We start from the raw sequence: 14,526 nt of genomic DNA on the forward strand, positions 1-14,526 counted from the left end.
ACCATGGCAGTCACACGTGCGGACCTGCCGCAAGGCGAGCTCTTTTCCGATGCGCTGATGCGCGAGGTGCGCGAGCGCTTCCTGGGCATCGAGCGCGACCACCACGGCCGCGAGCGCCTGTACTTCGACAACGCCGGTGGCTCGTTCCGGCTGAAGGCCGCGGTCGAGCGCTTCGCGCAGGTCGACGCCATTCCCGACAACGCCGAGCGCATCCACGAAACCGCCGTCGAGCTGCAGGCCATGCAGGCACGCGGCGCCGACGACCTGCGCACCATTCTCAATGCCACCGGCGGCAGCGTGTACCCCTCGCTCACCGCCTCGGGCGCCATGTTCGACATGGTGCGCGCGGTGGCCGAGAACGTGCCGGGCACGAACATGGTCACGACCGCGCTCGAGCACCCCTCGGCCTTCGACGCCATGCGCCTGTATGCCGAACGCCTTGGCCGCGAACTGCGCGTGGCCAGGAGCAACCCCGTCACCGGCGGTGTCGACGTCGACGCCATCGTCGGGCTGATCGACGAGCACACGTGTGTGCTCAACGTGATCCATGCGTCGAACATCTCGGGCGCCAAGCTCGACATGGCGGCCATCGTGCGGCGCGCGCGGGAGATCAAGCCCGACCTGTACATCCTCGTCGATGCCGTGCAGCACGCGCCGCACGGCGTCATCGACCTGCAGCAGACGCCGGTGGACGGCATCAACCTTGCGCCCTACAAGTTCTTCGGCTGCCGCGGCTCGGGCTTCGCGTGGATGTCGGAGCGCGCGGCTGCGCTGCCGCACCACAAGCTGGCCGGCAAGAAGCCCGGCCACTGGGAGCTGGGCAGCTCGGCGCCGTGGCAGTTCGCGGTGCTCACCGAAATCGTCGACTACGTGGGCTGGCTCGGCGGCCATTTCACTGCTGCCACCGACCGCCGCGCCCGCTTCGTGGCGGGCATCGAGCGCATCGAGCTGCACGAGCGCGCGCTGCTGGCGACGCTGCTCGACGGCACCGCGCAGACGCCGGGCCTGCGCGCGCTGGACGGCGTTCAGGTGTTCCTCGATCACGAAGACCTCACGCAGCGCGATCTGATCCTGGGCATCGGCTTCGATGGGCTCGACTGCACGCAGGCCGTGGTCGAGTACGGCAAGCGCGGCGTGACGGTGTACGAGCGCGTGGCCAGCAGCATCTACTCGAAGCGGATGCTCGAATCCTTCGGGCTCGAAGGCACGGTGCGTGTGTCGCCGCTGCATTGCCACACGATGGGCGAGATGGAGGCCTTTCTGCGCGTGACGCGCGAGATTGCGCAGGCCATCAGCGCTGCGTAGGCCCCCCTGCGGCCTGCTGTTGCGCGTCCAAGCGCGCGATGTTCTGCTGGTGCGACACCAGCATGGCCGTCAGCTCGCCGTGGATGTGCGCATCGCCTATGCGCGGCAGCAGCGCCTGCAGCTTGCGCACCACCCAGCCCTGGCCGCGGTTGAGCAGCGCCAGGCGCGCGCCCAGGTCCGGCACGGCCATCGCGCGCTCGTAGAACGCGCCGGTGCGCGTGCTGGGCGTGGCGGCCAGCGACTGGATCGCATCGATCAGCACGCCGCACCAGCGCACCTCGTCGCGGTGGATGTCGGTCACCAGGCGCTGCAGCGCGGGGTCGTCGGTTTCGGCGGCGCTGCGCAGCGTGATGCGCGCGCCGGCGCGCTCGGCTTCGAGCAGCTCGTTCAGCGCGGCCAGCAGCTCCTCGCGGTCGCCGGCTTCGCGGTAGGCCGCGTCCAGTTCGTCGGCGTAGCAGACCGGGGAGGACACCTCGACGCGCTCGGGAAAGCGCAGCCCCTGCGCGCGCAGCGCAGCGGGCGTGTCGGCGAAGGGCGGCGCGGCATCGTCGGGCGGGGAGGCGTGGGGCATGGGCGGCAGGGGACGCATGGCAGGGCTCCTGAAGTCGTGTGCGTTTCCATGATGAACCGATGCTTCTCTCCAAGCCAATAAATGTTCACGACAGCGCACAGCGCCTGCTCGACGGCGTGCAGGGCGGCGCACTCGACCTGGCCGTGCGCTACAACCCGCCGCAGCGCCCCGGCCTCGGCATGCATTCGCCGGGCTGAGGCGCAGTCCTGCTCCGCGGGTTGCTACTTTCAGGTACTTACGTCCAGGGCACCGGGACTCCGACAATCGGGCGCATGCCACCCCGCGCAACGCGGGGAAGAAAAATAAGCTTCGGGGAGTTTCATGTCCAACCACGGCAGCGTGCCTGTGCGCACGCGTTCGTCGTCACCATCCGCTGACCGCAGCGCCCTGTGGGCCGAGCTGAGCCAGACGGCGCGGCTGTACCGCCTTGAAGCGCCGAGCGCGTCGTCGCCCTCCAACAGTGCAGCCCGCGAGAGCATCGATGCCTTGCGCGTGGAAGGCTGGGTGCAGCGCGAGGCGGTGTCTCAGCTGTTCGAGTTGCGCATCGTGTGCTTGAGCTTGCGTGCGGACCTGGCGCTGTCTTCGCTGATCGATCAGCCGCTGACGCTGGTCACCGTGCTGGCCGATGGCTCGCTCGCAAAGCGCACAGGATTGATCCGCGCAGTCGAATCACTGGGCTCCGACGGCGGCCTGGCGCGCTACCGCCTGACGCTCGTGCCCTGGCTCTGGCTGGCCACCCAGCAGGGCCGCAGCCAGGTCTTCCAGCAACGCAGCGTCGCAGACATCATCGAACGCGTGCTCGCCCCGTATGCCGATGCGGGCAGCTGGGCCTTCTCCTCCGAGGTGAATGGCTTCCTGGCCGATGCGCCCGTTCGCACCTACTGCACCCAATACCGCGAGAGCGACTTCGACTTCTTCTCGCGCCTGCTGGCCGAAGAAGGCCTGGCCTGGCGCACCGAGGAAGACGCCAAGGCCCCGATGGGCCACAAGCTCGTCATCTTTTCGTCGAACGACACCCAGCCCGCCGATGCAGGCTCGCCCGTTCGCTTTCACCGCAAGAGCTCGCAGGAACGCAGCGACGCCGTGCAGGCGCTGGTGCGACGCATGCGCCAGTCGGTCGCTCAGGTTCACCTGAGCGCCTGGAACGTCGACGGCAAGCGCCAGCTCACAGGCAGCGCGCCCGCGCGCTTTCCGATCGGCGGCAAGAACGCCCCGCGCCTGGAGTACGACGATGTGCTCGGCCTGAACGACCGCAGCCGCGGCTGGGACACCAACCGCACGCTGGAGCGCTACGCCGCCCTGATGATGGAAGCGGCCGAATGCCGCGCCGACGTGATGCTGGGCCACAGCACCGTGCGCACCCTGCGCGCGGGCACGCGCATCGAGATCGATGACGCACCTGCATTGGGCCTACAAACCAAGCCTGCGCTGCTGCTGGACACCGTCGAACATGTGGGCATCAATAACCTGCCCAAGGACACGGCGGCGTCGATTGCAGCGCAGCTGGGTGAGCTGACGGAACACCTGGTGTTCGATCAACCGTGCGCACCCGTGACGGCCGAGTCCGATGTGTTCGGGCTCGTGTCTTCAGCAACGGCAACAAACAACGACATCCACCCGCAGCCCCAGAACCTCGCCACTGCGCAGGCCCAGGGCTACGCCAACAGCTTCTCGGGCGTGCACGCCCCGCGCCCCTGGCGCCCCGCACTGACCGCAGCCGACGGCGCACGCCTGCACGCCAGGCCCACGGCCAGCGGCGTGCACAGTGCCATCGTGGTCGGGCCGTCGGGCGAGACCTCGCCCAATGGTGCCGACGAGCTGTACTGCAACGACCGCGGCGATGTGCGCGTACGTTTTCATTGGCAGAACAGTTCCAGCGACAACGGCAGCGACAACGGCAGCAACAACGGCGACAGCGCCCAGGACAACCGCAGCACCCGCTGGATCCGCGTGGCCCAGCGCCAGGCCGGCCCCGGCATGGGCTGGCAATGGCTGCCGCGCATCGGCCAGGAAGTGCTGGTCAAGTTCGTCGACCTCGATGTCGACCAGCCCGTCATCGTCGGCGCGCTGTACAACGGCCGTGGCGACGGTGGCATTGCCCCCACGCCCGGCGGCGCATCGCGAGCCGGTGAAACCAACGAAGACGTCTTCGCCCAAGCGGGCAACGCCTCGCCCAGCGCCCAGGCTAACCTGGCGGCAGGCCACGCCCCGCCCTGGCACGGCGCCAGCGCCGACGACAAGGGTCACCGCAATGCCGCAGCCCTGAGCGGCTTCAAGACCAAGGAGTTCGGCGGCGAGGGCTTCAGCCAGCTGGTGTTCGACGACTCGAACCAGCAGCTGCGCGTGCAACTGCATGCCAGCACCGCCCACAGCCAGTTGAACCTGGGCCACCTGATCCACCAGGCCGACAACTTCCGGGGCAGCTTCCGCGGCCAGGGGCTGGAGCTGCGCACCGATGGCTATGCCGCCCTGCGCGGCGGCAAAGGTGTGCTGCTGAGCACCTACCACGGCGCAGGCGGCCAGAAGCTGGAGCCCGTGGGCGACTTCGCCGCCGGCATGGCGCTTCTCAAGCAGGTGCAGCAGCTGGGGCAGGCCCTGAGTGATGCGGCCAAGACCCACGAGACCGTGCAGCTGGCCGGGCACATCGGTGCGAACCAGGTGGACGAATCGCAACTGGACAAGGAGCGCGCACCCTACGCCGCGATGCAACACACCGCGAGCGGCATGGTGGACAGCGATGCGCTCGATGCCGCCTATTCAGATGCTGGAGACAAGGCGGTAGAAACTGGCAACGACAAGGTGCCGCACACGAGCGACGCCGTGGTCGCGCTCGCCGCACGCGGCGGTTTGGCGATGGTCGCAGGACAGCAGCTGCAGATCGTGAGCGGCGAGACCGCCACGCTGGCCAGCGGCGGCGACATCAACCTGGCGCTGGCCGACGTGCTGCGCGTGCACAGCGGCCAAGCCATCGGGGTGCTGGCCGGCGCGCAGAAGGCCGATGCCGAAGCGGGCCTGTCGGTCATTGCAGGCAACGACGACCTGGACTTCCAGGCGCAGCACGACGAGCTGCGCATCCTAGCCCAGCAGGCACTGAAGATCGCGAGCACCGACCAGGCGGTGGAGTTCGCGGCCAAGAAGAAGATCCGCATTGCGACGGCGCAAGGCGCGTCGATCACGCTGGAGGACGGCAACATCACCTTCGAGGCGCCGGGGAAGATCACGTATCACGCGGTGCAGCGGAAGCTGGCCGGTCCGGTGCAGAAGAGCTATCCGCTGCCGGCGTTTCCCAAGAGCATTTGCGTGGCGTGCCTCTTGAAGTCGCTCAAGTCGGCGCCGGCCTTCACCCAGGTGGAGTAACGCAAGATGAACCTGATCGACAAGCACGCGCCCGGATGGATCGATGCCCTGTTTGCGGACGATGGCCCTCTTGCCTCGGGTCCCGAGGGGTTTCGCTACGCCTTGATCGATTGCGCCTTCGCTCCGCAATGCCATCAGCTGCTCAAGAGTCACCTCGGCTCCGGCTCTTTGCGGTCGCTCTACGAGAACATGCCCGGCGCTTCGGACGAGGCGATCCGGCATTCGCCGGTGCTGCTGAACATCGACGCCGTCGAGCGACCCTTGCTCGATCGTGTGCTGCAGCTGACGAATGGCTTGCCGATGCTCAGCTTCATCTGCTCGGTCGAACCGCTCGAATCGCTGTTCGAACGCCTGAGCCCCTGGTGCATCGTGAATGCGGACGGACAGTATTTCGTGCTGCGCTTTCCCGACACGCGCCGCCTGCCGGATGTGCTGGCCGCGCTGTCACCGTTGCAGCAGACGGCGTTCTGCGGTCCCGGCACCACGTGGCATTTCCGTCGGCGCGACGCGAGCTGGAGCACTTTCCTTGCATCCGGGCAAACGGCCGCTTCCATGTCGCTGCCTCCATGCGCACCGGTACTCGATGGTGATCAATGCGCGGCGCTCATTGCCGGCAGCGAAGCGGACGAGATGGTCGCGAACCTGCTGCAGCTCTCGCCAGCCTACGAAGCGAAGCATTCGCCCTCGGCCTTGCACGCGCTTGCGACATGCGGGATCGCCGAAGCCAACGCCATGCAGTTCGACACGGTGGCGCAACGGATGAGACTGTGCGAGGTGTTTTGGCAGCAGCCCGAACTCAGCCGAAGCGGTCGCCCGGACCATGACGCGCTGCGCGCCTTGATGGCCTAGCGCATCCATAGCAGCAGGAACAACAAACAGATGCTTCTCAAGAACTGGCTTCTTCCTCTCGTACTTCTTGCATCCCTGGCTGTGACAGGGTGTGCCATCGGTCGTGCTGACACGGTTCCAGCGTCGGTCAGCGGCGTCAACTACACCGACCAGGACATTCACTACCGGCTGTTCGACCCCAAGGATCCGAAGCAGACCACACTTGCCTCCGAAGACATTGGCCCATTTGCCGCCGGAGGCGTGATCTGCTGCTACGAAGTACCGAAGAACTGGACGCCTGGCATCCAGGTCGGAGTGATCTTGCAGAGCTACGACAACAACGCGCGCGACTATCGGCCGCGCCAGAACTTCATCGTTGATCTGCCGCCGTACGACAAGAGTGGCAAGGCGGGAGATGTGTGGTTCATCAACTATCCAGATGGAACAGTGGGCGTGGTCTCGACGGCATACCGGCCCAACGGCGACGAGTGGCCTGGGAAGATCAAGGGATGGCCCAAGCCTTCTGTGGCTTTTCAGCGGGAGTTGTGGGAGAGGGATATGAGGTTGGCACAGGAAGGGTTGACGTCGAGCACAAGTTCGCTGCAAAGACTGAAGAATGACCCGAAAAAGTACCTGAGGGAAGAGTGGGATTGGCTCTCAAAGAGCCATGCATTCAGGCACAAACTAAAGCCATTCTCAGGGCCAGACGATCCCGCATTCTTTGCAGAGGAAAAAGAAACGACGGAGAGGCTCGTGGCGTGGCAGCAAGAGAAGATCGACCGCCTAATGAAGATAAAGCCATGACCATGCTTTCCGAACAACACTGCAAAGAAGCGCCTCGCGCTTTTCGTACTTAGCTTGTCGCAACAGGAACGACAGATGATTCTCAGAAATTGGCTACTTCCCTTCGCGCTTCTTGCATCACTGACCACCAGTGGTTGTGCTCTAGGCCGCGCCGACACGGTTCCGGCCTCGGTCAGCGGCGTCAACTACACCGACCAGGACATCCGCTATCGGCTGTTCGATCCTAAGGATCCGAAGCAGACCGCGGTCGCTTCCGAGGAGATCGGTCCGTTTGCCGCAGGAGGCGTGATCTGTTGCTACAACGTGCCGAAGACCTGGGCACCTGGCATCCAGGTGGGCGTGGTCCTGCAGAGCTACGACAACAAGGCGCGCGACTATCGACCGCGCCAGACCTTCATCGTCGATCTACCGCCCTACGACAAGAGTGGCAAGGCGGGGGATGTGTGGTTCATCAACTATCCAGATGGCACGGTGGGGGTGGTTTCGACCGCGTACCGACCCAACGGCGACGAGTGGCCTGGGAAGATCAAGGGTTGGCCCAAGCCTTCTTTGGCCTTTCAACGGGAGTTGTGGGAGCGGGATATGAAGTTGGCGCGAGAGGCTCTGGAAGCTGACCAAAGATCTCTGGATGAACTCCGAAAAGATCCCCAAAGGTACCTTGAGAGAACATGGAATAGGCTAGCAAATAGCTATGCCTTTCGAGAAAAACTCAAGCCGTTTTCTGGACCAGAAGATCCTGCATTCTTCGAGGACCGGAAGACCGCTTTGGAAAAGTTGGTGGCCTGGAATCAAGAGAAGGTTGATCGACTGATGCAGATCAAGCCATGACCGCGCAGCTTGTAAGGCCGATCGACGAGGTGGTATTTTCAGATCCATCGAATCGAGAGATTTTTTTTGGAGCGGAGAGCGAGTCGATTCGAGAAAATTACGAAGTCAAACGCGAGCTTCGGCCTATAGGTCAGCCGGGAAAGTCCTGCGACGTGAACCTCTTCATGGGCTTCTTCTTCGACGGTACGCGAAACAACTACGACCGCAGCACCAAGGAGAAGGACCAAACGTACTCCAACGTCGCGCGCTTGTACGGCGCTTATCCGGGTCAGAGCGTGCCTGGGGTGCCAGCCGACCCCGAGGCGCAGTGGACCACCAACCCCGACAACTACCAGCACTTCTTCAAGGTGTACGTTCCGGGCGTGGGAACGCCCTTCTTGCAGGTGAATGACAGCGGCACTGGCAAGGATGCGCTGCTGGGCAATGCCACGGCACTCTACGGCGAGCGCCGCATCCTGTGGGCGTTGGCGCAGGCGCTCAACTGCGTCTACCGCTATCTCACCCGAAGCGGCAATGGACCAGGACTGTTCTCCTCCGAAGAAGTGCTGAAGTTTTGCGAGGCTTTCGACCTCGGACGCGAGGAACTGCTGGAGGCAGGCAAAGGTCCTGCCGACCGGCGTCAACGCGAGAACAAGAATCGCCGCACGCTAGAGGCGATGCTCAACAAGCTGCACGATTCGGTCAAGCCGCACATGATCGACCCCGAGACCGGCCAGTGCAGCAAGATCGACCCGGGTCGGGTGCAACGCATCTTCGTCAGCGCATTCGGCTTTTCGCGGGGAGCAGCCGAGGCACGGGTCTTCGTCAACTGGTTCCTGGCGATGTGCCAGATTGATGCTGAACTTCGCGGGCAGACTGGGCCGACGCTGGCCTCGTTCCCGGTGACCTTCGACTTCCTGGGATTGTTCGATACGGTCGCGTCGGTCGGTGTAGCGGCCTCGTCGCTGTTCGCCGATGGGCATGGCGGATGGGCCGATGCGGACGCCTCGATGCGCATTCCAGCCGACGTGCATTGTCTGCACATCGTGGCCGCGCACGAGTTTCGCCGCAGCTTTCCGTCTGATTCCGTTCACGTCGGCAATACGTTGCCGACGAGGTGCCGGGAATGGGTGTGTCCGGGCATGCACTCGGACATTGGGGGGGGCTACATGCCGAAGGAGCAAGGAAAGGGCATTGATCCAGCGGGTGATGACATGCTCTCGCGCATTTCCCTGGCAATGATGTATCAAGAGGCTCGAGTGCTGGGCGTGCCCCTCAAACTGGAGCTGGCACGCCCAGTCATCCAGAAGCAATTCATGGTCGCCAAGGACCTGATCCGAGATTTCAACGCCTACCTTGCCGTATGCCGGGTCAAGGAAGGCATGCTGCGCGATGTCATGGCAGAGCAGCGCAAGCTGTTCATCCTGTGGCGCAAGTCCTGGGCTGGTCACGCGGCCACGATGCCGTTCGTCTTGCGCGCTTCGGAGGCAGACCGGGCGGACCTCAAGTCGGCCGACGAGCAGTTCGTCAAGGAAGTGAAGGACTTCGAAGCCTGGCTCAAGAAAAAGAAGCGGATCAGCGGTCGGAACAGCCCGGACGGCACACCGCGCGAAGTCGACAACGTGCCCGGCATCGATTCGGAGCGGGTCGGCGAGTGGGGGCGCATCGAGCCGTACTGGAACGAGCCGGTGCTCACCAGCAAGCTGTTCGAAGACCGTGTGCACGATTCGCATGCATGGTTCAAGCTCACTGGCCCCGAGGCGGCCGAGTTCAAGGCGCAGCTCGAAAAATTGGTGGCCCGCAAGAAAAAGGCGGACGAGGCACGCACGGGGATCGATCCCCCCAGGGGTGGAACACCGGCCGGGCTGACGCGCCGCCAGGAGCGATGGGTCAACCTGTACCTGACCACGGGCGAGTACGCGCCTGATTTCACGGAAGGGCGCGAATGGTACGCATGGGGTGCCGGCTACTTGCGCTATCGCCGTGTGTATGCGGGCGCGGACGAGACACGGCTGACTCAGAACCGTCGACCGGCTGAAAGGGAGTCACCGGAGCCAATGACGGCCTGATGCGAACGGCAGGGCGGTGTCCTGCCGTTCCTTCGTTCAGAACGGATAGTGCCGAGGCGTCGTCTGGACGGTAATCCACCGCAGCTCCGTGAACGCTTCGACCCCGGCCCGCCCCCCAAAGCGCCCGTACCCCGACGACTTGACGCCTCCAAACGGCATCTGCGCCTCGTCATGCACCGTCGGCCCGTTGACATGGCAGATCCCCGCCTCGATGCGTTGCGCCACGTTCCACGCACGCGCCACATCGCGCCCGAACACCGCGGACGACAAGCCGAACTCGTTGTCGTTGGCCACTGCCACGGCCTCTTCAACGCCGTTCACGCGCACGACCGCCTTCACCGGCCCGAACGACTCCTCGCGGTAGATGTCCATGGCAGGCGTGACGTGGTCGAGCACAGTGGCGGGCATCAGCGTGTTCTGCGCCTTGCCCCCGCACACGAGCACCGCGCCCTTGGCGAGCGCATCGTCGATCAGTGCATTGCAGCGCGTAACGGTGCTCATGTCGACCACCGAGCCCAGCACGACAGGGCCTTCACGCGGGTCACCCAGTGGCAGGGCCTTTGCGCGGGCGGCGAACTTGGAAACGAACTCGTCGGCGACGGCGTTGTCGACGACGAGGCGCTCGGTCGACATGCAGATCTGCCCCGAGTTGGCGAAGGCGCCGAAGATCGCGCCGTTCACGGCCGCGTCGATGTCGGCGTCGTCCAGCACCACGAAGGGCGCCTTGCCGCCGAGTTCGAGCACGGCGGGTTTCAGGTACGTGGCACAGGTCTGCGCGATGAGGCGGCCCACGCGCGTGGAGCCGGTGAAGTTGACGCGCCGCACCGCCGGGTGCGCGACCATGACCTCGACCACGGCGCCGGCATCGGCCGGCGCGTTGGTCACGAAGTTGACCGTGCCCTTGGGCAGGCCGGCCTCGGCCAGCGCTTCGATGATGAGCGCGTGCGTCTCGGGGCACAGCTCGGAGCCCTTGAGCACGACGGTGTTGCCGCAGGCCAGCGGCGTGGCGATGGCGCGCGTGGCCAGGATCACGGGGGCGTTCCACGGCGCGATGCCCAGCACCACGCCGGCGGCCTGCCGCACGCCCATGGCAAGGCTGCCGGGCACGTCGGACGGAATGACTTCGCCGGCGATCTGCGTGGTGAGCGACGCGGCCTCGGTGAGGATGCCGGCCGCGAGGTGCACGTTGAAGCCCGCCCACAGCGCCGAGGCGCCGGTCTCGCGGGCCATGGCCTGCACGAAGGCGTCGGCGCGCGCTTCGAGCGCATGTGCGGCCTTCAGCAGCAGGGCACGGCGTTCGTTGGGGCCGGTCTGCGACCAGGTGGCGAAGGCGCGATGGGCGGCGTCGACTGCAGCGACTGCGTCCGCGGGCGTGGCCGCGGGGGCGCGTGTGGCGATGCCGCCGTCCAGCGGGTTGCGGCGCTCGAAGGTCTTGCCGCCGGTGGCGGCGCGGCGTTCGCCGTCGATGAACATGGAGATGTCGGTCATGGGTGTCCTTTGCGAAAGAAGAGGAAGAGGGGTGTTCAGGCCACGCCCAGGTAGGCCTGGCGCACGGCGTCGGAATGCAGCAGCGCCTGCGCCTCGCCCGAGGCGACCACGCGCCCGCGTTCGAGCACGTAGCCGCGGTCGGCGGCCTGCAGCGCCTTGCGCACGTTCTGCTCGACCATCAGCACGGTCACGCCCTGGTCGGCGATGCGGCGCACGATGGCGAGCAGTTCGTCGACCATGCGCGGCGCGAGGCCGAGCGAGGGCTCGTCGAGCATCAGCAGGCGCGGCCCGCTCATCAGGGCGCGCGCCACGGCGACCATCTGCTGTTCGCCGCCGCTCATGGTGCCGGCGAGTTGCGTGGCGCGTTCTTTCAAGCGCGGAAAGTCGTCGAAGGCGCGCGCGAGGCGCTCGGCGCGCAGCCGCGCGGGAATCAGCCAGCCGCCGAGTTCGAGGTTCTCGGTGACGGTCATCTGCGGGAACAGCTGGCGGCCTTCGGCGACGAGTGCCAGGCCGCGCCGCACGCAGGCGGTGGCGTCGGCGGACGGCAGCGCCGCACCGTCGAGCATTGCTTCGCCCGTGCGCGGCAACAGACCTGCGAGCGCCTTGAGCAGCGTGGTCTTGCCCGCGCCGTTGGGCCCGAGCACGACGGTGACGCCGGGCGTCACGTCGAGGTCCAGGCCCTGGATGACCTCGAAGCCGTGGTAGCCGGCCGACAGGCCGCGCACGGTCATGAATGTGCCGCTCATGCCGTGGCCTCCATCTCGTCGCCCAGGTAGGCCTCGACCACCTCGGCATTGCGCACGACCTCGGCCGGCGTGCCGTCGGCGATCTTGCGGCCCTGGTGCAGCACCAGCACGCGTTCGACGTACTTCAGCAGCGTGGTCACGGCATGCTCGATCCACACGACAGTGAGGCCGTGGTCGTCGCGCAGGCGCCGGATGCGCCGTGCCATCGCATCGACCTCTGCCTCGGTGAGGCCGGCCGCCACTTCGTCGAGCAGCAGCACGCGCGGCCGGGTGCCGAGCGCCATGCCGATCTCGAGCAGGCGCTGCTGCGAGGGCGTGACGTCAGCCGCGATCTGCGTCGCGAGGCTGCCCAGGCCCAGCATGTCGAGAATCTCGCCGGTGCTGCCCAGGCCCGCGATGGGCGCGCGGCGGCGTCCGGCGAACTGCATGCCGAAGCGCACGTTGTCTTCGAGCGTCATGTCGGCCATCACGCGCGGCGTCTGGAAGGTGCGTGCGATGCCGTGCGCGGCGTACAGGTGCGGGCCGCGCTGCGTGAGGTCGACATCGCCTTCCACCAGCAGCCGTCCCGACGTTGGCATGACCACGCCCGAGATGGCGTTGAAGAAGGTCGTCTTGCCCGCGCCGTTCGGGCCGATGATGCCGACCAGCTCGCCCGCGTGCAGCGTCGCGCTCACGGCATCGACCGCCGTGAGTCCGCCGAAGCGCACCGTGAGGTCGCGGGCTTCGAGAAGAGGCGTTGCCTTCATGGCGCATGCCTCCGAAGGGCGGCGCGCTTGCGCTGCCACAGCGACGCGAGGCCGTTGGGCAGGTACATCACGCACAGGATCAGCAGCAACCCCAGCACCATCATGTAGCCGTAGGGCAGCTGCAGCCGCAGCGTCTCCGACAGCAGGCTGAACACGATGGCCGCGGCCACCGGTCCGCCGATGCTGGCGGCCCCGCCGATCATCGCGATCAGCACGGTCTGGAAGCCGATGAAGGGGCTGAACACGGCCGCCGGTTCGATGTAGGTCCAGCGCACCGCCATGGCTGAGCCGACCGCGCCGGCGAAGGCGGCGGTGAGTGCGAAGCCGGCGATCTTCACGCGGCGCGTGTCGACGCCCAGCGTCTGCGCACGCTGCTCGTCGGCACCGATGCCGGCCAGTGCCAGGCCGAAGCGGCTGCGCTTCACGAGCAGCGCCGTCGCGATTGCAACTCCCGCAATGGCCAGCACCGTGAGGTACACCGTTTCGTTCGACGGCACGACCGTGAGCACGCGGCCCACCGTGCCCGAGACCTGCTTCTCGACGAAGGTGACCGCATGGCGGATCAGCTCGGTCATGCCGAAGGTCAGCACCGCGAAGTAGGTGCCGCGCAGGTGCAGCACCGCCGCGCCCATCAGCACCGCCACCGCGCTCGCGATGGCTGCGCCGCTCAGGATGACCAGTGGCCAGGGCAGCACCTCGAGCAGCGTCGCGCTCGCATATGCGCCCAGACCGAAGAAGGCCGAAGTGGCGAGCGACAGGTAGCGCGTGGCACCGCAGAACAGCGACCAGCTCGTGGCCAGCGCGATGTACATCAGGCAGCCGAGCGCGACCGACGCGATGAACTCGCTCGCGACCCACGGTATGGCGGCTGCCAGCGCGAGGCCGACGGCGAGCACCCACCAGGGCTTGTTTTGAAAGAGGGAAATCATCTTCTGGAGAACAGTCCGTTGGGCCGCCAGATCAGCACGCCGATGAATACGGCATACGACAGCAGCATCTTGAGCGAGGGGCTCGTGTAGTACATGCCCAGCGCTTCGACCACGCCCAGCAGCAGGCCGCCGACGAGGCTGCCCGCGATGCTGCCGAAGCCGCCGAGGGTGATGACGATCAGCGCCGTCACGGTGTAGGGTTCGCCCATCGAGGGCGAGATCTCGTAGGTCATCGACAGCAGCGCACCGGCCACGCCCGACAGGCCCAGGCCGATGCCGAACATCAGCGGGTGCAGCCGCTTGGTGTTGATGCCCACGAGCTGCGCGCCGGTGGGCGACTGCATCAGCGCGCGCACCGCCTTGCCCAGCAGCGTGAGCTTGAGCAGCGCGATGAGCACGAGGCTCAGCGCCAGCGCCACGCCGAACAGCACGAGCTTGTTGGCGGTGAAGCGCATCTCGCCCAGCTGCACCGGCTCGGCCAGGTAGTCGTAGCCGCGCAGGTCGCCGCCCCACACGAGCAGGGCGGTGTTCTGCACGAAGAACATCAGGCCGAAGCCGACCATCAGGCTGCGCGCCTCGAACACGTCGACGTTCGGCGCGCGCGCCGCCACCTGCCGGAAGCACAGCCAGTGCACCGCCATGCCCAGCGCCATCAGCAGCGCGAAGGCCACCGGCATGAACAGCAGCGGCGAGATGCCCAGCGCCGTGTGCGCCCACCACGTGAGAAAGGCGCCGAGCATCAGGAACTCGCCGTGCGAGATGTTCATGATGCGCATCAGCCCGTACTGCAGGTTCAGTCCGATGGCCACCAGCGCGTAGATGCCGCCCGTGATCAATCCGCCGGCCAGGAGCTCGGCCCATCCAGAGAACGACACG

At 66.2% G+C, this 14,526-nt stretch carries 13 protein-coding genes; 7 read left to right on the forward strand and 6 right to left on the reverse strand.

What is annotated here, in order from left to right; all coding sequences use genetic code 11:
* Window positions 1-3 precede the first annotated feature (3 nt).
* On the forward strand, window positions 4-1,305 hold the full coding sequence (locus CLU95_RS20905; protein ID WP_099795364.1) for an aminotransferase class V-fold PLP-dependent enzyme: 1,302 nt from the start codon (window positions 4-6) through the stop codon (window positions 1,303-1,305).
* On the opposite strand, the gene CLU95_RS20910 is transcribed toward CLU95_RS20905, so the two are convergent.
* Complete coding sequence (locus CLU95_RS20910; RefSeq protein WP_257214687.1) at window positions 1,292-1,894, reverse strand: DUF6306 domain-containing protein; 603 nt, start codon at window positions 1,892-1,894, stop codon at window positions 1,292-1,294. The genes CLU95_RS20905 and CLU95_RS20910 overlap by 14 nt on opposite strands.
* A 41-nt stretch (window positions 1,895-1,935) precedes the next feature.
* Here CLU95_RS20910 and CLU95_RS30945 point away from each other — a divergent pair, with 41 nt between their 5' ends.
* From CLU95_RS30945 to CLU95_RS20935, 6 genes are all read left to right on the forward strand, one after another.
* A complete protein-coding gene (locus CLU95_RS30945) occupies window positions 1,936-2,073 on the forward strand; it encodes a hypothetical protein (protein WP_180288654.1) in 138 nt (45 codons plus the stop codon).
* A 124-nt stretch (window positions 2,074-2,197) separates the two neighbouring features.
* Window positions 2,198-5,233 (forward strand): type VI secretion system Vgr family protein, encoded by a 3,036-nt coding sequence (locus tag CLU95_RS20915; RefSeq protein WP_099795365.1) that lies wholly within the window; start codon window positions 2,198-2,200, stop codon window positions 5,231-5,233.
* 6 nt (window positions 5,234-5,239) lie between these two features.
* Window positions 5,240-6,082, forward strand: a complete 843-nt coding sequence (locus tag CLU95_RS20920) for a DUF4123 domain-containing protein (RefSeq protein WP_099795366.1) — start codon at window positions 5,240-5,242, stop codon at window positions 6,080-6,082.
* A gap of 30 nt (window positions 6,083-6,112) precedes the next feature.
* Entirely contained in the window at window positions 6,113-6,865 is a 753-nt protein-coding gene (locus tag CLU95_RS20925) for a DUF3304 domain-containing protein (RefSeq protein WP_099795367.1), read from the forward strand.
* Between the two features lie 75 nt (window positions 6,866-6,940).
* Entirely contained in the window at window positions 6,941-7,693 is a 753-nt protein-coding gene (locus CLU95_RS20930; RefSeq protein WP_099795368.1) for a DUF3304 domain-containing protein, read from the forward strand.
* A complete protein-coding gene (locus tag CLU95_RS20935) occupies window positions 7,690-9,741 on the forward strand; it encodes a T6SS phospholipase effector Tle1-like catalytic domain-containing protein (protein ID WP_099795369.1) in 2,052 nt (683 codons plus the stop codon). The genes CLU95_RS20930 and CLU95_RS20935 overlap by 4 nt, the downstream gene beginning before the upstream one ends.
* A 36-nt stretch (window positions 9,742-9,777) precedes the next feature.
* Here the strand turns inward: CLU95_RS20935 and CLU95_RS20940 are convergent, their stop codons facing one another.
* From CLU95_RS20940 to CLU95_RS20960, 5 genes are read right to left on the reverse strand one after another with little or no spacing between them, the layout of a single operon-like run.
* The gene (locus CLU95_RS20940) at window positions 9,778-11,229 is read right to left on the reverse strand and encodes an aldehyde dehydrogenase (protein ID WP_099795370.1); all 1,452 of its coding nucleotides are present in this window, start codon (window positions 11,227-11,229) and stop codon (window positions 9,778-9,780) included.
* Between the two features lie 35 nt (window positions 11,230-11,264).
* Window positions 11,265-11,975, reverse strand: coding sequence for an ABC transporter ATP-binding protein (locus CLU95_RS20945; protein WP_099795371.1), 711 nt, complete (start codon window positions 11,973-11,975; stop codon window positions 11,265-11,267).
* Window positions 11,972-12,721, reverse strand: coding sequence for an ABC transporter ATP-binding protein (locus tag CLU95_RS20950; protein ID WP_099795372.1), 750 nt, complete (start codon window positions 12,719-12,721; stop codon window positions 11,972-11,974). Before CLU95_RS20950 ends, CLU95_RS20945 begins: the two co-directional genes overlap by 4 nt.
* Window positions 12,718-13,650 (reverse strand): branched-chain amino acid ABC transporter permease, encoded by a 933-nt coding sequence (locus CLU95_RS20955; protein ID WP_099795373.1) that lies wholly within the window; start codon window positions 13,648-13,650, stop codon window positions 12,718-12,720. Before CLU95_RS20955 ends, CLU95_RS20950 begins: the two co-directional genes overlap by 4 nt.
* Window positions 13,647-14,525 (reverse strand): branched-chain amino acid ABC transporter permease, encoded by an 879-nt coding sequence (locus CLU95_RS20960; RefSeq protein WP_099795374.1) that lies wholly within the window; start codon window positions 14,523-14,525, stop codon window positions 13,647-13,649. The genes CLU95_RS20955 and CLU95_RS20960 overlap by 4 nt, the downstream gene beginning before the upstream one ends.
* Window position 14,526 lies beyond the last annotated feature (1 nt).

It is taken from the genome of Variovorax sp. 54 (genome assembly GCF_002754375.1).
GTDB lineage: Bacteria > Pseudomonadota > Gammaproteobacteria > Burkholderiales > Burkholderiaceae_C > Variovorax.